Here is a 21,452-nt window from a genome sequence, read left to right on the forward strand (position 1 = left end):
AGCAACATCTATGTGTGGAATCGTGGGCGCCGTCGCCGAACGCAACATCACCACCATCCTGATCGAAGGCCTCAAGCGCCTGGAATACCGCGGTTATGACAGTGCTGGCCTGGCTGTCTTCACCCAGCAGGGCCACCTTGAACGCCGTCGTTGCATCGGCAAGGTCAGCGAGCTGGAAGCGGCCGTTGCCGCCGAGCCGCTGGTCGGCAACCTGGGTATCGCCCATACCCGCTGGGCGACCCATGGCGCGCCAACCGAAGGCAATGCACACCCGCATTTCTCCGGCCACGACCTGGCGGTGGTGCACAACGGCATCATCGAGAACCACGATGTGCTGCGTGAACAGCTCAAGGGCCTGGGCTACGTATTCACCTCGCAGACCGACACCGAAGTGATCGTGCACCTGCTGCACCACACCCTCAAAAGCCTGCCGGACCTGGCCGACGCCCTCAAGGCGACCGTCAAGCAACTGCATGGCGCGTATGGCCTGGCGGTGATCAGCGCCAGCCAGCCAGACCGCCTGCTGGCCGCCCGCAGCGGCAGCCCGCTGGTGATCGGCTTGGGCCACGGCGAGAACTTCCTTGCCTCCGACCAGTTGGCCCTGCGCCAGGTCACCGACCGCTTCATGTACCTGGAGGAGGGCGATATCGCCGAGATTCGCCGCGACCAGATCACCATCTGGGCCGTCGATGGCCAGCCGGTGCAACGCGAGGCCGTGCAGTATCACGAAGGCGCGGAAGCGGCCGACAAGGGCCATTACCGCCACTTCATGCTCAAGGAAATCCACGAGCAGCCCACCGTGGTGCAGCGCACCCTGGAAGACCGCCTGGGTTCGGATCACGTGTTGGTGCAGGCTTTCGGCCCCAAGGCGGCCGAGCTGTTCCCCAAGGTGCGCAATGTACAGATCGTGGCCTGTGGCACCAGCTACCACGCGGGCATGGTTGCGCGTTACTGGCTCGAAGAGCTGGCCGGCATTCCGTGCCAGGTCGAAGTGGCCAGTGAATTCCGCTACCGCAAGGTGGTGGTGCAGCCCGACACCCTGTTCGTGTCGATTTCCCAGTCGGGCGAAACTGCCGACACCCTGGCGGCGCTGCGCAATGCCAAGGAGCTGGGCTTCCTTGCCAGCCTGGCCATCTGCAACGTCGGCATCAGCTCGCTGGTGCGTGAATCGGACCTGACCCTGCTGACCCGTGCCGGCCCGGAAATCGGCGTGGCCTCGACCAAGGCGTTCACCACCCAGCTGGTGTCGCTGATGTTGCTGACCCTGTCGCTGGGGCGCGTGCGTGGCACCTTGCCGGCTGGCGTCGAAGCCGAACTGGTGGAGCAACTGCGTCGTCTGCCGGTACGCCTGGGCGAAGCGCTGGCGATGGACGCCACCATCGAGAAGACGTCCGAGCTGTTCGCCGACAAGCATCACACCCTGTTCCTGGGCCGTGGCGCGCAGTTCCCGGTGGCGATGGAAGGGGCGCTCAAGCTCAAGGAAATCTCCTACATCCACGCCGAAGCCTACCCGGCTGGCGAGCTCAAGCACGGCCCGCTGGCGCTGGTGGATGCCGACATGCCGGTCGTTACCGTGGCACCGAACAACGAGCTGCTGGAGAAGCTCAAGTCCAACCTGCAGGAAGTGCGCGCCCGTGGCGGCGAGCTGATCGTGTTCGCCGACGAGAAGGCAGGCATGAGCAATGGCGAGGGCACCCATGTGATCGCCATGCCGCACATCGTCGATGCGCTGGCACCGATCCTGTACACCATCCCGCTGCAATTGCTGTCGTACTACGTGGCCGTGCTCAAGGGCACCGACGTCGACCAGCCCCGCAACCTGGCCAAGTCGGTGACGGTGGAGTAAGGGGCCGGTCAGGCCCAGGCACTCCACACCGCCAAAAGATCCGGGAAGGTTCGCCTTCCCGGATCCTGCTTGCCCCGCACACCCGTGCGGTCGCTGCTCAGGCCATCACAGCGTCGACCAGCGCCACGCTTCACACAGGCAAAACGGGCAGCCGCTTCTGCTGGTTGAACAGCCGCGTTGTGCGCTGAGGGCCGGTGAACTGTCCACTGACAATCAGGGAATCAACTGGGTTTGCCGTTCAACCGCGCCAGCGTTTCATCCAGCTCATCAATCTGCCCCGGCGCTTCGGTCACCACACTGAAGTCGCTCACTTCGACCGCCCCCAACCCATGCCCCAGCAGGTGGAACGAGAACGCCTTGCGCGACTCGTTGTTGTCGAACGTGAACTCCATTTCCAGGGGCTGATCCGGCGTGACCAGCATCTCCTCGGTAGGTAGCCCCACCAGCACCTCCTGCTCGAACTCCTTGGTCTTGAGCACGATATAGGCGTTCTGCTGCGGGTCGGCCGAACGTACCGTCAGGCGCACCCGGGTGTGCGAGCCCTTGGGCATCTCCAGGTACTGCGCGCCGATCAGGTTGTCGGCCCAGTCATCCTTGATCTGCGGCTGCAGCGGGATCACCGTCGCACTGCCGAACTGGTAGTGCTGGTTCAGCGGTGAGCCCATCACTGATTGATCCAGTGCGCTGGCGCGCGCCTGCACCTGGCGTGCCCGCTGGCCACGGAAGCGATCTGTCAGGTTGGCGCGTTCGGCAATGAAGCCGGTACTGGCATACGACCGGCAGCGCTGCTGGAAATCGCATTCGGTGAAGGTGGCATTGCCATCGTGATAGCGCAGCTTGCCGTTGGTGAACGACATGATTTCACGCCCGTTGTCATAGTCGCGCAGCAGCGAACGCCCACTGAGGGCGTTGGGCACCGGGAAGCCGAAGTAGTCGAGCACCGATGCGGTCAGGTCGACGTGACCGTACACGCCGGATTTCACCTGTGGCAGTTGTGCCTGCTCGGGCGCCAGCATCAGGTTGAAGCCCCACGAAGACGCCAGGCGTACACCGTCGATGCCATGGGATTCGTCCGAGGTGATCACCACCAGGGTGTCCTTGAGTACCCCCTGACGTTCCAGCCCGGCAAGAAAGTTATCCACAGCGTCGTCGAGGTAGGCCACTGCCGCCTGCTTGGGCGTGGCGTAGCGTTCGAGGTACTCTGCCGGCGCGGAATAGGGCTGGTGGGTGCCCACGGTCAGCAGGGTGAGCATCCAGGGTTCAGGCTGCTTCTGCAGTTGGCCGACATAGTCCAGCGCGCCTTCGAAAAACGCCTTGTCGTCCTTGCCCCACGGGAAGTCCAGGTAGTTGGGGTTCTTGAACCAGTCCAGGCCCAGGGTGGTATCGAAGCCGATATGCGGCATGATCTTGTCCTTGGCCATGAAGCGCAGCCCGGCACCCTGCAGGTAGTGCGTGCTGAAGCCATGTTCGCGCAATTGCGCCGGCAGGCATTCCTGGTTGCGCTGGTTCTGCGTCAGCAACTCGACCCCCTTGGGGGTACCGTTGTCGAGCTTGTCGTAGTCGCCACACAGCATGGCGTAGAGGCCACGGATGGTCTGGTGGGTATGCAGCACGTAGTCGGGGGTGTTCATGCCGCGTTCGGCCCAGGCGCTCAGCTTGGGCATCAGGTGTTCCTGGTAGGCGGGGTTGAGGGTGCGTCGGTTGATGTCCAGGTAAGCCCCCGGGATGCCTTCCAGCGCGACCACCAGCACGTTGCGCGCGCTGCCGGGCGCGTCGAGCAGCGGCTTGCCGCTCAGGTCCAGGCGGGTCAGGCCGGCCATGGCCACGGGCGGGTCGACCACATCGGCCTCCAGCCAGTCTTCGATACGCGCCTGGCTTTCACCCACGCCTACCGCCAGCAATTGATGTGGCAGGTTGAACACCTGCCACTCGTCCGCTTCGGCAGGTTCCCACGCCTGGGTACCGGCATGCACCAGCAGGCAGGTCACCGGCACCGCCCACAGGTGCCGCGGCAATGGCGCGACGGCTCTGGCCCGGGCCGCCCAGCGGGTCGCAAGCCACAACAGCAGCCCAAGCCCCAGGGCAATGGCGAAGCCAGGATTGGCCAGGCTGCCACCGGCGGAGTTTTCCATGAACTGCACATCGGTGAGGTAGTGCAGGTCGGCCGGGGTCGGCAATCGGCCTACTGCGGCCACCAGCTCGGCACTGGCCAGGCTCAGCACTCCCCACGCCAGCACCACGGGCACTGCCAGCCATACCGGACGACGGTACAGCAGAACGACCAGTGCTCCACCGAGGCCCACGTCGGACAGGTACCCCAGCGGATCGGCCCAGCCGTTCGCCACGCGCAGGCATACAGGAACCACCACCAGCAGCCCGAACAGGGCGGCGAGCGAAGCGCGAGGGTGCTGCAACCAGCGATAGATACGTTTCACGGGGGCGTTCGTCATCATGTCGTCATGTAAATGTGGTGATGGTACCAAGTGCAGTACATCTCCACAGCATTCCGGCAACAAGTCGAAACCCAGTTTTCTGGCCTGGATCAATGTCGAATGCGCCTTCATGGCTTACCGTGGTGGGTTCCTGCCACTCTTTTCAAGGATGAAACGCAATGCAGTCAATGGACCGCAATCATGATATTCAGCCCCTGTCGCGGGCAGACATGACCATCGAGCTCAACGGGCGGCCGGTACCGGCCGCGGCAGGCGAAAGCGTGCTCAACGTGCTGCACGCGGTGGGCCTGCGCCAGGTGGCGCGCAACGACCATGGCCAGGTCACGGGTGCCTTCTGCGGCATGGGCGTGTGCCACTGCTGCCTGGTGTCGATCAACGGTCGCCCCAAGCGCCGCGCCTGCCAGACCATCGTCAAGCCGGGCATGCAGGTCGAAACCGGGGTCAACCGCTTCGACGTGGAGGGTGTCGAATGAGCCTGCGTCCGGTAATAGTCGGCGGCGGTTCGGCAGGCATGGCGGCTGCCATCGAACTGGCCCGGCATGGCGTCTCCAGCGTGCTGTTCGACGAAGCTTCGCGTCTGGGCGGGGTGGTCTATCGCGGCCCTTTGCGCAGCGGCGTCGACCTGGGCTACCTGGGCAAGCGCTATGCCAGCGCGCTGAACACCCTGCACGAAGAGTTCGCCGATTGTGCCGAGCGCATCGACGTGCGCCTGGAAACCCGTGTGGTCGGGGGCGAAGGCGGCAACCGCCTGATGGTGCTGGACAGCGACGAGCAGCTGCACGAAGTGGAGTACAGCCACCTGGTACTGTCCGCCGGCTGCCACGAGCGCAACGTGCCGTTCCCCGGCTGGACCCTGCCCGGCGTGATGCTGCTGGGCGGTCTGCAGTTGCAGATCAAGAGCGGCGTGGTCAAGCCGCTGGGCACCACCGTCATCGCCGGCACCGGCCCGCTGCTGCCCCTGGTGGCATGCCAGCTGCACGCGGCCGGGGTCAAGGTGGAAGGGGTGTACGAGGCATGTGCCTTCGGCAAGATCGCCAAGGAAAGCCTGGCGCTGCTGAACAAGCCGCAGCTGTTTCTCGACGGCCTGAGCATGCTCGGTTATCTGAAGCTCAACGGTATCCCCATGAACTACGGCTGGGGCGTGGTAGGTGCCAACGGCGAGGGCGAACTCACCGAAGTGCGCCTGGCCCCCTACAGTGACAACTGGCAGCCGGACATCAGCCGTGTGCAGCGCGTCTCGGCGCAGACCCTGGCCGTGGGCTACGGCTTCATTCCGCGCACCCAGCTCAGCCAGCAGATGGGCCTGGCCCACGGCTTCAACGAAGACGGCTACCTGCGCGCCGAAAGCAACGTGTGGCAACAGAGCAGCGAGCCGCACATTCACCTGGCCGGTGACATGGGCGGGATTCGCGGTGGCGAAGCCGCGATGCTCACCGGGCGCATCGCCGCCGTGTCGATCCTGCACCAGGCTCAGGTCATCACCCCCGAACAGGCGCTGGACCTGCGCGAGCGCTACCTGGGCAAGCTGGCCGCGATCAAGCGCTTTCGTGCCGGGGTAGACCGCTACACACTGCGCGGCACTGAGCAGATCACGCTGCCCGCACCCGACACCGTCATCTGCCGCTGCGAGCACGTCACCCGCAGCGACATCGACCGCGCCCTGGAGCAGGGTGTACAGGACATGGCCGGGCTGAAGATGCGCACCCGCGTGAGCATGGGCGATTGCCAGGGCCGCATGTGCGTGGGCTACTGCAACGATCGCCTGCGCCAGGCCACCGGGCGTGCCGATGTGGGCTGGCTGCGCCCGCGGTTCCCCATCGATCCGATCCCTTTCTCCGCATTCAAGAACCTCGGCACGGAAGCTGAAGCATGAACAGAACCTATGATGTGGTCATCGCCGGCGGCGGTGTGATCGGCGCTTCCTGCGCCTACCAGTTGTCCAAGCGTGGCAACCTCAGGATCGCGCTGATCGACGCCAAGCGCCCCGGCAACGCTACCCGCGCCTCGGCGGGCGGGTTGTGGGCGATCGGCGAATCGGTCGGCCTGGGCTGCGGGGTGATCTTCTTTCGCATGATGTCGCAAAAGCACAAGCGCGAAGCCAACGGCGCCGCCGTGGCGGTCGATTCCAGCACCCCGCACATCCTGCCGCAGTCGTTCTTCGACTTCGCGCTGCAATCCAATGCCTTGTACCCCGGCCTGCACCAGGAGCTGATGGAGCGCCACGGCATGGACTTCAAGTTCGAGCGCACCGGCCTCAAGTACGTGATCTACGACGACGAGGACCGCCTGTACGCCGAGCATATCGTCGCGCAGATCCCGCATCTGGCCCACGAGGTTCGCTGGCTCGACCGCGATGCCCTGCGCAAGGCCGAGCCTGCCGTCAGCCACCATGCCCACGGCGCGCTGGAGTTCCTATGCGATCACCAGGTCAGCCCGTTCCGTCTGGCCGATGCCTACACCGAAGGTGCGCGGCAGAACGGCGTCGACCTGTTCCTCAACACCAATGTCACCGGCGTGCTGCACCAGGGCGACCGGGTGGTGGGGGTCAAGACCGACGTGGAAGGCGAGTTTCACTGCCAGACCCTGATCAACGCCGGCGGCGCCTGGGCGGCAGAACTGAGCGAGATGGCCACTGGCCTGAGCATTCCGGTCAAGCCGGTCAAGGGCCAGATCCTGCTCACCGAGCGCATGCCCAAGCTGCTGCAGGGCTGCCTGACTACCGCCGATTGCTACATGGCGCAGAAGGACAACGGCGAGATCCTGATCGGCAGCACCACCGAAGACAAGGGCTTCGACGTCACCACCACCTATCCGGAAATCAACGGTCTGGTGCAGGGCGCGGTGCGCTGCATTCCGGAGCTGGCGCAGATCAACCTCAAGCGCAGCTGGGCAGGCCTGCGTCCCGGTTCGCCGGACGAGCTGCCGATTCTCGGCCCGGTGCAGAGCGTGAGTGGCTACCTCAATGCCTGTGGGCACTTTCGCACCGGCATCCTGACCTCGGCGATCACTGGCGTGCTGATCGACAAGGTGCTGCATGAGGAGGCACTGCCGCTGGACCTGACGCCGTTCCTCGCGGACCGCTTCGGTGCTCAGCCCAAAGCCGCCCAGGCCTGACCCGGTGCGTGCCTGAACCTGCGGTGATGGTCGCCGTCGGTTCAGGCGCACGGATCAAGCGTGCAGGCTGACCGGGATCAGATCTGCATGGCCATGCCTTCGACGTTCATCGCCGCCTGGCGCAAGGCCTCGGAGCGAGTCGGGTGCGGGTGGCAGGTGAGGGCGATGTCTTCGGCCGAGGCCGAGAACTCCATGGCCACGCAGTACTCACCGATCATCTCGCTGACGCACGGGCCAACCAGGTGCACGCCGAGTACCTCGTCGGTTTCGGCATCGGCCAGCACCTTGGCGAAGCCTTCGGTCTCGTGGTTGATCTTGGCCCGGCTGTTGGCCATGAACGGGAACTTGCCGACCTTGTATGCGCGGCCTTCGGCCTTGAGCTGCTCTTCGGTCTTGCCCACGCTGGCCAGTTCGGGGCGGGTGTAGATCACCCCCGGGATCAGCCCGTAGTTCACTTCGTGGGCCTTGCCGTGGATGCGCTCGATGCAGGCGATGGCTTCGTCTTCGGCTTTGTGGGCGAGCATCGGGCCGCTGGTGACGTCGCCGATCACCCACACGCCCGGCACGCTGGTGCGATGGCCCTGGTTCTCGAGCATGCCGCGCTTGTCGGTCTGCAGGCCCACCGTTTCCAGGCCCAGGCCCTGGGTGTAGGGGCGACGGCCGATGGCGACCAGCACGTAGTCGGCCTGCAGGGTTTCGGCGGTGCCGCCGGCGGCCGGTTCGAGGGTCAGGCTGACACCGTCGGCCGACGGCGTGGCCTGGGTCACCTTGCTGCCCAGCTTGAAGCTCATGCCTTGCTTGGCCAATGCGCGCTGCAGGGTCTTGGCGGTTTCTTCGTCGGTGCCGGGGCAGATACGGTCGAGGTATTCCACCACGGTGACCTGGCTACCAAGGCGGCGCCACACCGAGCCCAGCTCCAGCCCGATCACGCCCGCGCCGATCACCACCAGGTGTTTGGGCACCTGGGGCAGGGCGAGGGCGCCGGTGGAGTCGATGATGCGCTGGTTGTCGATGGTCACGCCGGGCAGCGGAGTCGGCTCGGACCCGGTGGCGATGACGATGTCCTTGGCCTGCAGTTCGGTCACGGCGCCCTGGTCATCGGTGACCTTGACCTTGCCCACGCCATCGAGCTGGCCCCAGCCCTTGATCCAGTCGACCTTGTTCTTGCGAAACAGGAACTCGATGCCCTTGGTCAGGCCCGCGACGCTCTCGTCCTTCTGTTTCATCATCTGCGCCAGGTTCAGGCTTGGCTTGACCTCGATACCGAGGTTGGCGAACTCGCTGCCGGCAGCCGCTTCGTAGAGTTCGGAGGCATGCAGCAGGGCCTTGGACGGCATGCAGCCAACGTTCAGGCAGGTGCCACCGAGGGTCGGGCGACCTTCGACACAGGCCACGCTCAGGCCCAGCTGGCCTGCGCGAATGGCAGCGTTGTAGCCGCCAGGGCCGCCGCCGATGATCACGACATCATAGGTTTTCATTGTTGTACTCCCGGATGAAGAATCGACAATGCCGCCAAGGTTAGGGGCCGATCTGGAGGTTGTATACAATTTATGCCACTACCTTTTTGCATCGGCCGGTCTACGACGATAGTCCGGCATGCCTCCCTGTTCTTGAGGATGGGCTACCCTTTTGTGCAGACGTCCGAAGATTACGGGAGGCTCATTTCATGCTTGCGCAACTTCCACCTGTTCTGCAAAGCCTGCGGTTGCCCTTGCGACTCAAGCTTTGGGATGGTCACGAATTCGATCTCGGCCCCCAGCCGCAGGTCACCATCGTGGTCAAGGATCCCCAGCTGATCGGCCAGTTGACCCACCCCAGCCTGGATGAGCTGGGCGCGGCGTTCGTCGAGGGCAAGCTGGAACTGGAGGGCACCATCGGCGAAGTCATCCGCGTGTGCGACGAGCTCAGTCAGGCGTTGCTCACGGACGAGGAAGAAGACCAGCCGGTGCGCAGCGAGCATGACAAGGCCACCGACGCGGCGGCCATTTCCTACCATTACGACCTGTCCAACGATTTCTACCAGCTGTGGCTGGACCGCGACATGGCGTATTCCTGCGCCTACTTCAAGACCCCCGGCGACACCCTTGAGCAGGCCCAGCAGAACAAGTTCGAGCACCTGTGCCGCAAGCTGCGGCTCAAGCAGGGCGACTACCTGCTGGACGTGGGCTGTGGCTGGGGCGGGTTGTCACGTTATGCCGCACGCGAGTTCGGCGCCAAGGTGTTCGGCATCACCCTGAGCAAGGAGCAGCTCAAGTTGGGGCGTGAACGGGTCAAGGCAGAAGGGCTTGAAGATCAGGTGGAACTGCAGATTCTCGACTACCGCGACCTGCCGCAGGACGGTCGCTTCGACAAGGTGGTGAGTGTCGGCATGTTCGAACACGTGGGGCATGCCAACCTGGCGTTGTACTGCCAGCGCTTGTTCGGCGCGGTGCGCGAAGGTGGCCTGGTGATGAACCACGGCATCACCGCCAAGCATGTGGACGGGCGCCCGGTGGGGCGCGGCGCGGGCAATTTCATCGAGCGCTATGTGTTCCCCCATGGCGAGCTGCCGCACCTGTCGATGATCAGTGCGCGTATCAGCGAAGCGGGGCTGGAAGTGGTCGACGTCGAGAGCCTGCGCCTGCATTACGCACGGACGCTGGCGCAGTGGAGCGATCGCCTGGAAAGCCAGCTGGACAAGGCCGCGAGCCTGGTGCCGGAGAAGGCCCTGCGCATCTGGCGGCTGTACCTGGCCGGTTGCTCCTATGCCTTTGCCAAGGGCTGGATCAACCTGCACCAGATTCTGGCAGTCAAGCCGTTCGCCGATGGTGGCCACGACCTGCCGCTGACCCGCGAGGACCTGTACCGCTGACAGTCGCGCTCAGAGGATCGGTGAGATCAGTCGGGCGATGCGCATCCCCAGTTGTTGCAGGCGGCGCGTCTGCTGGCTGTCCTCGGGGGTGATTTCCCGCGCTTGGTCGAAGTCGTGCTGGAGCATGGCTTCGACCTGCGCGGCAAAGGCAAGGTCTACGGTCAGCAGCATGATTTCGAAGTTCAGGCGGAACGAGCGGTTGTCCAGGTTGGCACTGCCGATGGCGCTGACTTCGTTGTCGACCAGCACCACCTTCTGGTGCAGAAACCCCGGCCCGTAGCGGAACATGCGCACCCCGGCCTGCACCGCCTCGAAGGCGAACAGGCTGGAGGCGGCGTACACGATACGGTGGTCAGGGCGCGAGGGAATCAGGATACGCACGTCGACGCCCCGCAACACCGCCAGGCGCAGCGCGGCCGACACGGCCTCGTCGGGAATGAAGTACGGGCTGGTGATCCAGAGCCGCTCGCGCGCCGCGTGGATGGCGTCGACAAAAAACAGCGAACAGGTCTCCTGCGGATCGGCCGGCCCGCTGGCCAGTACCTGGCAAAGTACGCCGTTGTCGGGGTAGGTGTCGGGCAGGATCAGTGGCGGCAACTGGCGCGCCGCCCAGTACCAGTCTTCGGCAAAGGATTCCTGCAGGCAGGCCAGCACCGGGCCGCTGACCTGCACATGGGTGTCGCGCCAGGGCGATAGCCTGGGGTTGCCGCCCAGGTATTCGTCGCCCACGTTATGGCCCCCCATGAACCCCAGCATGCCGTCGACCACCACGATCTTGCGATGGTTGCGGAAGTTGACCTGGAAGCGGTTGAACCAGCCGCGGCGGGTGGCGAAGGCGCGGATGTTCACGCCGCCTTCGCGCAAGCTCTGTATATAGGCGGAGGGCAGGGCGTGACTGCCAACGCTGTCGAACAGCACGTAGATCTTCACCCCTTCCGCGGCCTTTCTCAGCAGCAGCGCCTTGAGTTCACGGCCGATGCCGTCGTCGTGGATGATGAAGAACTGGATCAGTACCGTGTCGTGAGCCGCTTCTATCGCCTTGAAGATCGCGTCGAAGGTGGCCTGCCCGTCGATCAGCAGGCTGACCTGGTTGTTGGCCAGGCACGGCATGCGCCCAAGCTTGGGCATGGCCCGCAGCGCCGCATAGGATTCGGAGTTGCGCGCGGTCAGCGCCTCTTCCACCCAGGGGCGCCAGTTGAGGTCGGCCATGGCCACGTGCATTTCGCGGTTGGCCTGGCGGCGGGCCTGGATGTAGGCGTCGAAGGTGCGACTGCCGAACACCAGGTACGGAATCAGCGTGAAGTAGGGGATAAACAGCAGCGACATGGCCCAGGCAATTGCACCTTGGGCGGTGCGCACGGTGAACACGGCATGCAGGGCGGCAATCACGCCCAGCAGGTGAATCACACCGATGAGGTAACCGAAGAAGTAAGGGCTGTGGTAATCCATACACATTCTGCTATCCGAGGGCACTGCCCGCTAACAGAGCACGTTCGCGCCTGCACTTGCAACTGAAAGCACGAAAACGCGTCTAAGCTGTGTTCCGGCTTGGGGCCGGATTCTGAAGGAGTCACTACATGAAAAGTCGTCTGCCGATGCTGGCACTGGTACTGGGCCTGGCGAGCCCGTTGGTGCATGCGCAGATGTTGCAACCGGGCCTGTGGGAGTTGACCAGCAGCAACATGCAGGTCGATGGCAAGCCACTGCCCGACATGGAATTCATGCTCGGCCAGTTGAAGAACCTGCCGCCCGAGCAGCGCGCGATGATCGAGGGTGGCCTGGCCAAGCAAGGCATCAGCGTCGGGGGCAAAGGGGTGCGTTCATGCCTGACCCAGGAGCAGGTTCAGACCAACGACATTCCGCTGCAGGACCCGCAGTCGGGGTGCACGCAGAAGATCACCGAGCGCAACGGCAATGTGTGGAAGTTCACCTTCAGTTGCCCCAAGGCTCAAGGCAACGGTGAAGCGCAGTTTCTCAGCGATCGGGAATTTCTGACCAAGGTCAGCGGCACGTTCAATGCGTCCGGTGTTGAGCAAAAGGGCAGCATGAACACCCGTGCGGTGTGGCTGGGCAACGATTGCGGCACGGTCAAGCCGCGCACCTGATCAGCGCAGGTGCCATTGCCATTGGCTTTGCGCGACAGCGTCGTGGGCATGCAGGCTTTCGGCATGTTCCACACGCAGCTTGAAGCCGTCGATCCACGGCAGCGGTTGCAGGGCCAGATGCAGGCGCCTCGCGGCGTCTTCGCAGAACATCAGGTTCTGCCCGTTGGCCAGCGCAAACGCCTGTTCGTCGGCTCGTTTCACGGCTGTCTGTACAGCAGTGCCGAGAGCTGCCTCGGCCAGGTCGATCAGCTGTCGAAAGGGCATTTGCTCCTCGCCTGGGGCCAGGCGCAGGTGCAGATGGGCCGTGCTGCGTTGGCTGTGTGGTGTTGCGACGATGCCTTGGGCGGTGCCGAGCCAACGCAGGATGGCAGCATGATCGAGGTTACTCCGGTTGGCGAAATCATCGACGAACTGCTGCTGAATCAATTGGCGGGCGAGCGCGGCGGAGCATGGGCAGGTCGAGGAATACTCGACTTGTGCGTTTAGTTCCACGTGGAACACTCCGTTTTCCAAACGTGCGTCCACACTCATCGGGTAAGCCTTCCAGCCTGCCAGCGGGCTGACCAGCGCAGGCCGCTTGAGCAACAGTTCAAAGCCCAGACGCAGGTAAGCGGTGGTAGAGAGGCCCTGATGGCTGTCGATAAACCGTTCCAGGACCTGGCGCACCAACCCTACTGAAAACGCCGCGTGCTCGAATGCCTCCAACGCGAGGTACAGGCGCGACATGTGAATCCCCCGCGAGGCTCCATCATCCAGGCTGACGCCGGCATCGACGCTGGCGCGTACCTGCACGCCGTCGAGTGTGATCGGCAGTGCGATGCCGCACATGCCAACCCATTCCAGAGGCATGGATTGCTGGCTGGCTTGAGCGGCGATATCGGGAAGGGTCAGGGCGTTCATGCTGAAACCATCGCTGAATTAAAAACCAATACGTTACATTATAACGATTCATTCATCATAGTTTTTTCCGAGTCCTCACTCGCAGCCCCCAAGGCGATTGCAACGCAGGCTGAAGCGTTGGCCGCTGGAACTGGACACCCGGTTCTGCGTGGTCCAACCCACCCGGCGGCTATAGCCGACCCAGGCTTCGCCGTCGCTGGCCAGGCCCGTGTAGAAGGTCAGCGGCCCATAGAGGCTGTTGGTTTGTACCCAGCGTCGCTGCCCCAACACCTCAACGCCGCGCACGTACTGGGTGTTGCCCTGGCTATGCACGCTGTACACATTGCCGTCGCGATCTTGGCAGGCCAGCAGGTTGGCGCTGCGCGTGCACTGGGCAGGCTCACTGCGCGGCATCGCGGCGTGAACCGTCGCGACGGGGATCAGCAGGAGCGAAAGCAGTACGAAGGTTTTCATCCAATCTCCGATTGGCTAAATTGCATTGTTATAATATAACATTAAAAAAGGCATCCTTCGAATGCCCCGACGCCCTGATGAGGTATTTGCGCCATGACCGACCGTCTCCCCGTTACTGTGCTGTCCGGCTTTCTAGGTGCCGGCAAGAGCACCCTGCTCAACCATGTGCTGCGTAACCGCGACAACCTGCGGGTGGCGGTGATCGTCAACGACATGAGTGAAATCAATATCGACGCCAGCGAAGTGCAGCGCAACGTCAGCCTCAATCGTGCAGAAGAAAAACTGGTCGAGATGAGCAATGGCTGCATCTGCTGCACCCTGCGCGAAGATCTGCTCGAAGAGGTCGCGCGGCTTGCCCGCGAGGGGCGTTTCGATTACCTGTTGATCGAGTCCACCGGCATATCCGAGCCGCTACCGGTAGCCGAAACCTTTACCTTCCGTGATGAACAAGGCCGCAGCCTGGCCGACCAGGCGCGGCTGGACACCATGGTCACGGTGGTAGACGGGCTGAATTTCCTGGGTGACTACCAGGCCGCCGATAGCCTGGCTTCGCGCGGCGAGACCCTGGGCGAGGGCGATGAACGTTCCATCAGCGACCTGCTGATCGAGCAGGTCGAGTTCGCCGATGTGATCCTGTTGAGCAAGATCGACCTGATCGGCAGCGATGAGCGCGAAGAACTCTGCGCCATTCTGCGCTCGCTCAATGCCCACGCCCAGATCGTGCCGATGGTGATGGGGCAGGTGCCATTGGCGCAGATTCTCGATACCGGCCTGTTCGACTTCGAGCGTGCTGCCCAGGCGCCGGGCTGGCTGCAGGAACTGCGCGGTACGCATGTGCCGGAAACCCAGGAGTACGGCATTGCCGCCACCACCTGGCAGGCCCGCCGCCCCTTGCACCCACAGCGTTTTTTCGACTTTATCCACAGGCCCTGGAGCAACGGCCGCCTGTTGCGTTCCAAGGGCTTTTTCTGGCTGGCCAGCAAGCACCAGGAAGCCGGCAGCTGGTCCCAGGCCGGCGGCATGATGCGCCACGGCTTTGCCGGCCGCTGGTGGCGTTTCGTACCACGCGGGCAATGGCCCCAGGACCCGCAGGACACGGCGGCGATCCTCAAGCACTGGACGGCCGAATGCGGCGATTGCCGACAGGAGCTGGTGTTCATCGGGCAGCACATCGACTTTGCGCAACTGGATGCTGAGCTGGGCGCCTGCCTGCTGAGCGATGAAGAAATGGCATTGGGCGCCGAGGGCTGGCAACGCCTGCCCGACCCGTTTGGCGACTGGCACGACGAAGAGGCGGCCTGATGCTGGCCCTGAAACGCCGTGGCAGCGCCCGGCAAACAGTCGGCGAATCGCCCCAGGTGCTGACCGAGGTGCTGCAGGATGGCGTCAATCTGGCCGTGTGGCAGCGCCAGTTGCCGGTGCATGTGGCCGATTTTGCCCAGGTGCTGTTGTCCCTTGGGCAGCCGCTGGCCGAGTCCCTGACCCTGGAGTTGCAGCCAGATGACGACGCACCCGCCCTGCGCGGGTTGGCGGCAGCGTATGCCGATCTGCAGGGGTATGAGGGGTTCATCTGCGATGTGCGCTGGCTGGTGGGTGCCTACGCCTGCCTGCTCGACGCGCGTCGGGTGGGCCTGCGCCTGCGCGCACTGGAGGGCGCAATGTGCCCGCGTTTTCACGTCGACCACGTGCCGGCGCGGCTGATCTGTACCTATGCGGGCCCCGGCAGTGAATGGCTGGCGGCGCCCGATGCGGTGCAGGTGGAGCAGTTGTCGACCGGTGATGTGGCCGTGCTCAAGGGCGAGAGGTGGCTGGGCAATGAGGGGCAGGGGCTGGTGCACCGTTCGCCGGCGGTACCTGCGGGGCAGCGCCGCCTTATGCTGACGCTTGACTGGATGGCCTGAGCGCGCAGCATAGTGCGTATCCTTCCTGACGAATCGATGCGCATGCTGCAGAACATACCCACCCACCTGATCGGCGGCCCCCTGGGCGCCGGCAAGACCAGCCTGATTCGGCACCTGCTGGCCCAGCGCCCGGCCCACGAGCGGTGGGCGGTGCTGATCAACGAGTTCGGCCAGATCGGCCTGGATGCCGCCTTGCTCGCCACCGACGATGATGGCGTGGCGATGGGCGAAGTGGCGGGCGGATGCCTGTGCTGCGTGAATGGCGCACCGTTCCAGGTGGGCCTGGGGCGCTTGTTGCGCAAGGCGCGCCCTCATCGACTGTTCATCGAGCCTTCGGGGCTGGGTCATCCTGCCCAGTTGCTGGCACAGCTGGGCGAGGCACCCTGGCAAGGCGTGCTGGCGGTTCAGCCGTCGGTGCTGGTATTGGACGCCCAGACATTGGCGGCAGGCCAGGTATTACCCCAGCCGCAGGCGCAGGCACTGCACGGTGCGGGGCTGCTGGTGCTCAACAAATCTGAAGGCTTGGCGGCCGCCACGCGCCTGTGGATAAGCCAGGGCTTGCCTGATGTACCACAGCTTTGGACGGACCATGGGCAGATTGCGCTGAACAGCCTGCCGGGCGTTGGTGTGCATCCGTTGCCGGTGGATAACTTCAAGTTGCCGGAGGCCAAGCCGTTGCCGACGCCGCTGTGGATAAACCCGCTGACGCCGATCTGTCTTTATCAACAGCTGGAGCAGGGCTGGAGCATTGGCTGGCGCTGGCACCCGAGCCAGCAGTTGCACCCGCAGCGTTTGCAGCAATGGCTTGCAGGCCTTGGGTGGCGCAGGGCGAAGCTGGTTATCCACAGCCCGGAGGGTTGGCAGTCGGCCAATGCGCTGGAGGGGCAGGCGCTGCACTGGCAGGCCAGCGAGTGGCGGCGCGACTCGCGTATCGAGCTGATTTTTGCACAGCCGCAGGCAGTGGCGGCCTTGGAGCAGGGGATGCAGGAATGCCGGATTCCCTGAAGACAGGGCCGGCCTTTTTGCAGGCAAGGCTGGCCCCGGTAGACGAAGGGAACGTCACTGGCGCCAGCGATTGTGCTCCTGGCGCCACTGGTTCATCTCGATCACGTTGCCGCCCTGCACCGGCGGCTTGATCTCGAACGGGTAGGGTGCCAGTTCGATCTGCATCGTATGCGCGCCAAACTGCGTCACCGTACCGGGGTGACGATGTTCGCCTGTCACCGTGAATTCGAAGTTGTACACACGGGCCAGGCGCTTGCGCCCGTTGGCATCGCGCACAAAACCGATGCGCTTGAGCGCCACGTTGCCATCCAGCAGTTCCAGGTCGAGCTTGGCGCAATGCTGCTTGACCCGTTCCAGTGCCTTTTCGCGCAGGCCGTGGTTATGCCACAGCCAGGCGCCTGCGGTGGCCAGCAGCATCAGCACCAGAAGGTTTTCGAGGGTTAACATCTACGTTCGCTCCAACCAGATAGGCTCAGCTTAACTGCCACCCCGGTCTGTCGTACAGGTGGCATTTGGCGCCATACTGCGCGCCTTGTTTTTCATTCGATCGTTTGGAAGCCCTGCATGAAACGTACACCGCATCTGCTCGCCATCCAGTCACACGTGGTATTCGGCCACGCCGGCAACAGCGCCGCGGTGTTTCCGATGCAACGGGTGGGGGTCAATGTCTGGCCGCTGAACACCGTTCAGTTCTCCAACCATACTCAGTATGGCCAGTGGACCGGCGAAGTGCTTGCGCCAGAGCAAATTCCGGCGCTGGTGGACGGGATTGCGACGATCGGCGAGCTGGGCAACTGTGATGCGGTGCTTTCCGGCTACCTCGGCAGCGCCGCCCAGGGCCGTGCGATTCTTACTGGGGTGGCGCGGATCAAGGCGGTCAACCCGAACGCCCTGTACCTGTGCGACCCCGTCATGGGGCATCCGGAAAAAGGCTGCATCGTACCCGCCGAGGTCAGTGACTTCCTGCTCGATGAAGCGGTTGCGGTGGCGGATGTGCTGTGCCCCAATCAGTTGGAGCTCGACAGCTTCTGCGGGCGTCGGGCCGAGTCGCTGGAGGACTGCGTGGCCATGGCGCGCAGCCTGCTCGCCCGCGGGCCCAAGGCTGTGCTGGTCAAGCACCTGGCATACCCGGGACGCAAGGCCGAAGACTTCGAGATGCTGCTGGTGACTGCCGAAGGCAGTTGGCACCTGCAACGACCGCTGCTGGCCTTTGCGCGGCAGCCGGTGGGGGTCGGCGACCTGACCTCCGGCCTGTTCCTGGCGCGGGTGCTGCTGGGTGACAGCTGGGTGGCGGCTTTCGAATTCACTGCCGCGGCCGTGCACGAGGTGCTGCTGGAAACCCAGGCTTGCACCAGCTACGAGCTGGAGCTGGTGCGTGCTCAGGACCGCATCATGCACCCGCGGGTGCGCTTCGAGGCGCGGCGACTGTCGCTCTAGAAGGCGTCGCCCTTGAGTTCCTGGTAGCGCTTTTCGAGTTCCTGGCGAATCAGGCGGCGCTGCTTGCCTTGCACGAAGCGGCGCTTTTCCTCGCTGGTCTCTGGCTGGCGTGGCGGCACGGCGACCGGCTTGCGATCGTCGTCCACCGCGACCATGGTGAAGAAGCAGCTGTTGCTGTGGCGCACCGAACGCTCGCGGATATTTTCGGTGACGACCTTGATCCCGACCTCCATCGAGGTGTTGCCGGTGTAGTTCACCGACGCCAGGAAGGTCACCAGTTCGCCCACGTGTACCGGCTCGCGAAAGACCACCTGATCCACCGACAACGTCACCACATAACGGCCCGCGTAGCGGCTGGCGCAGGCATAGGCGACTTCATCGAGGTACTTGAGCAGGGTGCCGCCGTGTACGTTGCCAGAAAAGTTGGCCATGTCCGGGGTCATCAGGACGGTCATCGACAGCTGGGCGTTTCCAGGTTCCATAGTGTGCTCACGGTAAGGTTGCGCTGAGGCGGGGTGGCGAGTGGTTGTCACGCTTCTTTTCCCCAATTTCGAATCCCATGAAAACGGGACGCTGACAGCGCCGTTGCCGTCACGCCGTTCGTGCCATCTTTGGCGTGTTACCGGTCTATCTGTTTCTTGATATTACACCGCCTTTTCGTCGCAGGCGCCGGTGTTAACCTGACCAAGCCCATGCAATGTGGTGCCTGGCGTCATTTGACAGACTAATTCCCCCGCCGCTCCACGACAGGCATGTCATCGAGCGGCGGGCTTGTTCTTCGGTTCGAAGTAAGGAGCTCCACGCCGTGCATGCCATCAGCTTTATTCAGGATCTGGCGGTGATCATGCTGGTTGCCGGTGTGGTCACCATCCTGTTTCACCGTTTCAAGCAGCCGGTGGTACTCGGCTATATCGTCGCCGGCTTCATCATCGGCCCGCACACCCCGCCATTCGGCCTCATCCACGACGAAGACACGATCAAGACGCTGGCCGAACTCGGGGTGATCTTCCTGATGTTCTGCCTGGGGCTGGAGTTCAGCCTGCGCAAGCTGTTCAAGGTGGGGGCCACGGCGTTCATTGCGGCCTTCCTCGAAATCGTGCTGATGATCTGGATCGGCTTCGAGATCGGCCGCTGGTTCGGCTGGAACACCATGGACTCGCTGTTCCTGGGCGCAATCCTGGCAATTTCTTCCACCACCATCATCGTCAAGGCGCTCAACGACCTGAAGATGAAGAACGAGCGCTTCGCCCAGCTGATCTTCGGTGTGCTGATCGTTGAGGACATCCTCGGTATCGGCATCATTGCCCTGCTGTCGGGCATTGCGGTCAGCGGCGCGGTCAGTTCCGGCGAGGTGTTCTCCACCGTCGGCAAGCTCTCGCTGTTCATGATCGTGGCGCTGGTCATCGGCATACTGCTGGTACCGCGGGTACTGGCCTACGTGGCCAGGTTCGAAAGCAACGAGATGCTGCTGATTACCGTGCTGGGACTGTGCTTCGGCTTCTGCCTTCTGGTGGTCAAGCTCGAGTACAGCATGGTGCTGGGCGCGTTCCTGATCGGGGCGATCATGGCCGAATCGCGCCAGTTGCTGAAGATCGAGCAGTTGATCGAGCCGGTTCGCGACCTGTTCAGTGCCATCTTCTTCGTCGCCATCGGCCTGATGATCGACCTGAGCGTGCTCATCGAGTACATCTGGCCGATCGTGGTCATTACTGTAGCGGTGGTCCTGGGCAAGATGCTCTCGTGCGGCATGGGCGCCTTCATCGCCGGCAACGACGGTCGCACCTCGTTGCGGGTGGGCATGGGGCTTTCGCAGATCGGCGAATTCTCCTTCATCATCGCTGCGCTGGGCATGACCCTGCAGGTCACCAGCGACTTCCTTTACCCGGTGGCGGTGGCGGTGTCGGCCATTACCACCTTGCTCACGCCCTACCTGATTCGCGCCGCCGACCCGCTGTCGCTCAAGCTTGCCAGTGTGGTGCCCAAGCGCCTGTCGCGGGTGCTGTCGCTGTACGGCGAATGGCTGCGCAGCATCCAGCCGCAGGGCGAGGGCGCGATGGTGGCGGCGATGATCCGGCGCATCCTGCTGCAGGTGGGGGTCAACCTGGCGCTGGTGGTGGCGATCTTCTTCAGTGGTGGTTACTTCGCGGCACGCATCGGCGAGTACCTGAGCGAATGGTTGCCCGACCTGGCCCAGCAGAAAGCGCTGATCTGGGGCGCGGCGTTGCTGCTGTCATTGCCGTTCCTGATTGCCGCGTATCGCAAGCTCAAGGCGCTGTCGATGCTGCTGGCCGAAATGGGGGTCAAGCCGGAAATGGCCGGGCGCCATACCCAGCGCGTGCGCCGGGTGATCGCCGAGGTGATCCCGCTGCTGTCGCTGCTGGTGATCTTCCTGCTGCTGTCGGCGCTGTCGGCGAGCATCCTGCCCACCAGCGAGCTGCTGTTGCTGATCGCGGTGGTGGCGGCCGGCGTGGTGGCGTTGCTGTGGCGCTGGTTCATCCGGGTGCACACGCGCATGCAGATCGCACTGCTCGAAACCCTCGACAATCAGAAGGAACATCACCCCTAGGGTTTGCAGCGCAGCGGCTGGTCCCGCCATTGGGCCCAGGCCTGTGTCCAACCTTCGGCGTGGCTCACACCGGGCAGCGCAACCTGCTGCATGCAGCGGGCACTGCCTAGTTCCACGCGGTAGTGCTCGAACAGCGAGGCCGGCACGCTGCGGTCCTGCAGGCCGAGAAGGTGGCGCTGCGGCAGGTCGCGCAGGCGCTGGCGATAGTCCAGCGGCTCCAGTGAGCCCGCCAGTGGCGTCAGTTGCAGGGTCTGTGCCCAGTACCGCGGGCTGAGGTTGCCGGCCAGGGTCTGTACCTGGGTAACGTCGCTTCGCCGGGCGGCCAGCAGCAAGGCCAGCGCACCCCCGCCGGAATAGCCGATCAGCTCGAACTCCTGGTTGCCATAGCGTTGCTTGATGCCGCTCAGGGCTTGGTCCAGGCTATCGAGCACTGCCTTGCCAAAGCGCTGGTCGGTCCACATCGCTGCGCGGCAGCCAGGCGCACTGACGAACTGGCAAGGGCGCGCCAGGTACAGGCTGGGCTGTGGGTCTTCCAGGGCCAGTCGCGCCAGCAACAGGTTGCGCGGGCTGGGGTCCAGGCTGGGTTGGCTGGAGGTGGCCCAGGCGCGTCCGTCACCTTCCAGATAGACACGCAGGCGCAGGGCGCCTGGCGCCTTGAGCGGAACGCTCAGCGCCAGCGGGAAGGGCTGGGTAGGCTGGATCTCGACACGATGGCCATGGGCCTGGCTGAGGGTCTGCAACTGTGTCAGCGGCGCCTGGCAGCCGCTCGCCAGCAGCAGGGCGAGCAGTGTGAACAGTCTGGAGTACATCGACAGGGCCCC

19 protein-coding genes are annotated in these 21,452 nt (G+C 64.0%); 11 read left to right on the forward strand and 8 right to left on the reverse strand.

Annotated elements, in window-relative coordinates; translation table 11 throughout:
* Positions 1-10 precede the first annotated feature (10 nt).
* Positions 11-1,846, forward strand: a complete 1,836-nt coding sequence (glmS, locus tag QMX96_RS06925; protein ID WP_282361474.1) for a glutamine--fructose-6-phosphate transaminase (isomerizing) — start codon at positions 11-13, stop codon at positions 1,844-1,846.
* A 221-nt stretch (positions 1,847-2,067) separates the two neighbouring features.
* On the opposite strand, the gene QMX96_RS06930 is transcribed toward glmS, so the two are convergent.
* Complete coding sequence (locus QMX96_RS06930) at positions 2,068-4,281, reverse strand: LTA synthase family protein (RefSeq protein WP_274096889.1); 2,214 nt, start codon at positions 4,279-4,281, stop codon at positions 2,068-2,070.
* A 176-nt stretch (positions 4,282-4,457) separates the two neighbouring features.
* Here QMX96_RS06930 and hcnA point away from each other — a divergent pair, with 176 nt between their 5' ends.
* Genes hcnA through hcnC form a run of 3 tightly spaced genes read left to right on the forward strand, consistent with a single transcriptional unit; the run spans position 4,458 to position 7,413 of the window.
* Positions 4,458-4,772 carry a cyanide-forming glycine dehydrogenase subunit HcnA gene (gene hcnA / locus QMX96_RS06935; RefSeq protein ID WP_043861504.1) on the forward strand — a complete coding sequence of 105 codons (315 nt, stop codon included), beginning with the start codon at positions 4,458-4,460 and terminating at the stop codon, positions 4,770-4,772.
* Positions 4,769-6,172 carry a cyanide-forming glycine dehydrogenase subunit HcnB gene (hcnB, locus tag QMX96_RS06940; protein ID WP_043861505.1) on the forward strand — a complete coding sequence of 468 codons (1,404 nt, stop codon included), beginning with the start codon at positions 4,769-4,771 and terminating at the stop codon, positions 6,170-6,172. The genes hcnA and hcnB overlap by 4 nt, the downstream gene beginning before the upstream one ends.
* On the forward strand, positions 6,169-7,413 hold the full coding sequence (gene hcnC, locus QMX96_RS06945) for a cyanide-forming glycine dehydrogenase subunit HcnC (RefSeq protein ID WP_054916441.1): 1,245 nt from the start codon (positions 6,169-6,171) through the stop codon (positions 7,411-7,413). The genes hcnB and hcnC overlap by 4 nt, the downstream gene beginning before the upstream one ends.
* A 77-nt stretch (positions 7,414-7,490) precedes the next feature.
* On the opposite strand, the gene lpdA is transcribed toward hcnC, so the two are convergent.
* The gene (gene lpdA, locus QMX96_RS06950; protein WP_043861507.1) at positions 7,491-8,891 is read right to left on the reverse strand and encodes a dihydrolipoyl dehydrogenase; all 1,401 of its coding nucleotides are present in this window, start codon (positions 8,889-8,891) and stop codon (positions 7,491-7,493) included.
* A 188-nt stretch (positions 8,892-9,079) separates the two neighbouring features.
* Between lpdA and cfaB the strand changes: the two genes are divergently transcribed.
* A complete protein-coding gene (gene cfaB / locus QMX96_RS06955; RefSeq protein ID WP_054916443.1) occupies positions 9,080-10,264 on the forward strand; it encodes a C17 cyclopropane fatty acid synthase CfaB in 1,185 nt (394 codons plus the stop codon).
* Positions 10,265-10,273: 9 nt separating this feature from the next.
* On the opposite strand, the gene cls is transcribed toward cfaB, so the two are convergent.
* Positions 10,274-11,713, reverse strand: coding sequence for a cardiolipin synthase (cls, locus tag QMX96_RS06960; RefSeq protein WP_043861509.1), 1,440 nt, complete (start codon positions 11,711-11,713; stop codon positions 10,274-10,276).
* Between the two features lie 128 nt (positions 11,714-11,841).
* On the opposite strand from cls, the gene QMX96_RS06965 reads away from it, so the two are divergent.
* Complete coding sequence (locus QMX96_RS06965) at positions 11,842-12,369, forward strand: DUF3617 domain-containing protein (protein ID WP_043861510.1); 528 nt, start codon at positions 11,842-11,844, stop codon at positions 12,367-12,369.
* Here the strand turns inward: QMX96_RS06965 and folE2 are convergent, their stop codons facing one another.
* Positions 12,370-13,269, reverse strand: coding sequence for a GTP cyclohydrolase FolE2 (gene folE2 / locus QMX96_RS06970; RefSeq protein WP_282361475.1), 900 nt, complete (start codon positions 13,267-13,269; stop codon positions 12,370-12,372).
* A gap of 75 nt (positions 13,270-13,344) precedes the next feature.
* Entirely contained in the window at positions 13,345-13,722 is a 378-nt protein-coding gene (locus tag QMX96_RS06975) for a hypothetical protein (protein WP_054916446.1), read from the reverse strand.
* 93 nt (positions 13,723-13,815) lie between these two features.
* Here QMX96_RS06975 and zigA point away from each other — a divergent pair, with 93 nt between their 5' ends.
* Genes zigA through QMX96_RS06990 form a run of 3 tightly spaced genes read left to right on the forward strand, consistent with a single transcriptional unit; the run spans position 13,816 to position 16,628 of the window.
* Positions 13,816-15,024 carry a zinc metallochaperone GTPase ZigA gene (zigA, locus tag QMX96_RS06980; RefSeq protein ID WP_054916447.1) on the forward strand — a complete coding sequence of 403 codons (1,209 nt, stop codon included), beginning with the start codon at positions 13,816-13,818 and terminating at the stop codon, positions 15,022-15,024.
* Entirely contained in the window at positions 15,024-15,623 is a 600-nt protein-coding gene (locus QMX96_RS06985; protein ID WP_282361476.1) for a DUF1826 domain-containing protein, read from the forward strand. The genes zigA and QMX96_RS06985 overlap by 1 nt, the downstream gene beginning before the upstream one ends.
* Positions 15,624-15,665: 42 nt before the next feature.
* Positions 15,666-16,628, forward strand: a complete 963-nt coding sequence (locus tag QMX96_RS06990) for a CobW family GTP-binding protein (protein WP_282361488.1) — start codon at positions 15,666-15,668, stop codon at positions 16,626-16,628.
* Between the two features lie 54 nt (positions 16,629-16,682).
* Here QMX96_RS06990 and QMX96_RS06995 read toward each other — a convergent pair whose 3' ends face one another.
* Positions 16,683-17,075, reverse strand: a complete 393-nt coding sequence (locus QMX96_RS06995; protein ID WP_043861515.1) for a DUF3301 domain-containing protein — start codon at positions 17,073-17,075, stop codon at positions 16,683-16,685.
* Positions 17,076-17,192: 117 nt separating this feature from the next.
* On the opposite strand from QMX96_RS06995, the gene pdxY reads away from it, so the two are divergent.
* Positions 17,193-18,065 carry a pyridoxal kinase PdxY gene (pdxY, locus tag QMX96_RS07000; RefSeq protein WP_078481425.1) on the forward strand — a complete coding sequence of 291 codons (873 nt, stop codon included), beginning with the start codon at positions 17,193-17,195 and terminating at the stop codon, positions 18,063-18,065.
* Here the strand turns inward: pdxY and QMX96_RS07005 are convergent.
* Positions 18,062-18,547: an acyl-CoA thioesterase gene (locus QMX96_RS07005; RefSeq protein WP_043861517.1), complete on the reverse strand. Its 486-nt coding sequence runs from the start codon at positions 18,545-18,547 to the stop codon at positions 18,062-18,064. The genes pdxY and QMX96_RS07005 overlap by 4 nt on opposite strands.
* Before the next feature lie 323 nt (positions 18,548-18,870).
* Between QMX96_RS07005 and QMX96_RS07010 the strand changes: the two genes are divergently transcribed.
* Positions 18,871-20,631 (forward strand): cation:proton antiporter, encoded by a 1,761-nt coding sequence (locus tag QMX96_RS07010; RefSeq protein WP_054916449.1) that lies wholly within the window; start codon positions 18,871-18,873, stop codon positions 20,629-20,631.
* Here the strand turns inward: QMX96_RS07010 and QMX96_RS07015 are convergent.
* Positions 20,628-21,440, reverse strand: coding sequence for a hypothetical protein (locus QMX96_RS07015; protein WP_058541958.1), 813 nt, complete (start codon positions 21,438-21,440; stop codon positions 20,628-20,630). The two genes, QMX96_RS07010 and QMX96_RS07015, sit on opposite strands and share 4 nt — an antisense overlap.
* Between the last annotated feature and the right edge of the window lie 12 nt (positions 21,441-21,452).

Origin of the sequence: Pseudomonas sp. PS01300 (assembly GCF_029960155.1) — a bacterium.
Classification (GTDB): Bacteria; Pseudomonadota; Gammaproteobacteria; order Pseudomonadales; family Pseudomonadaceae; genus Aquipseudomonas; species Aquipseudomonas palmensis.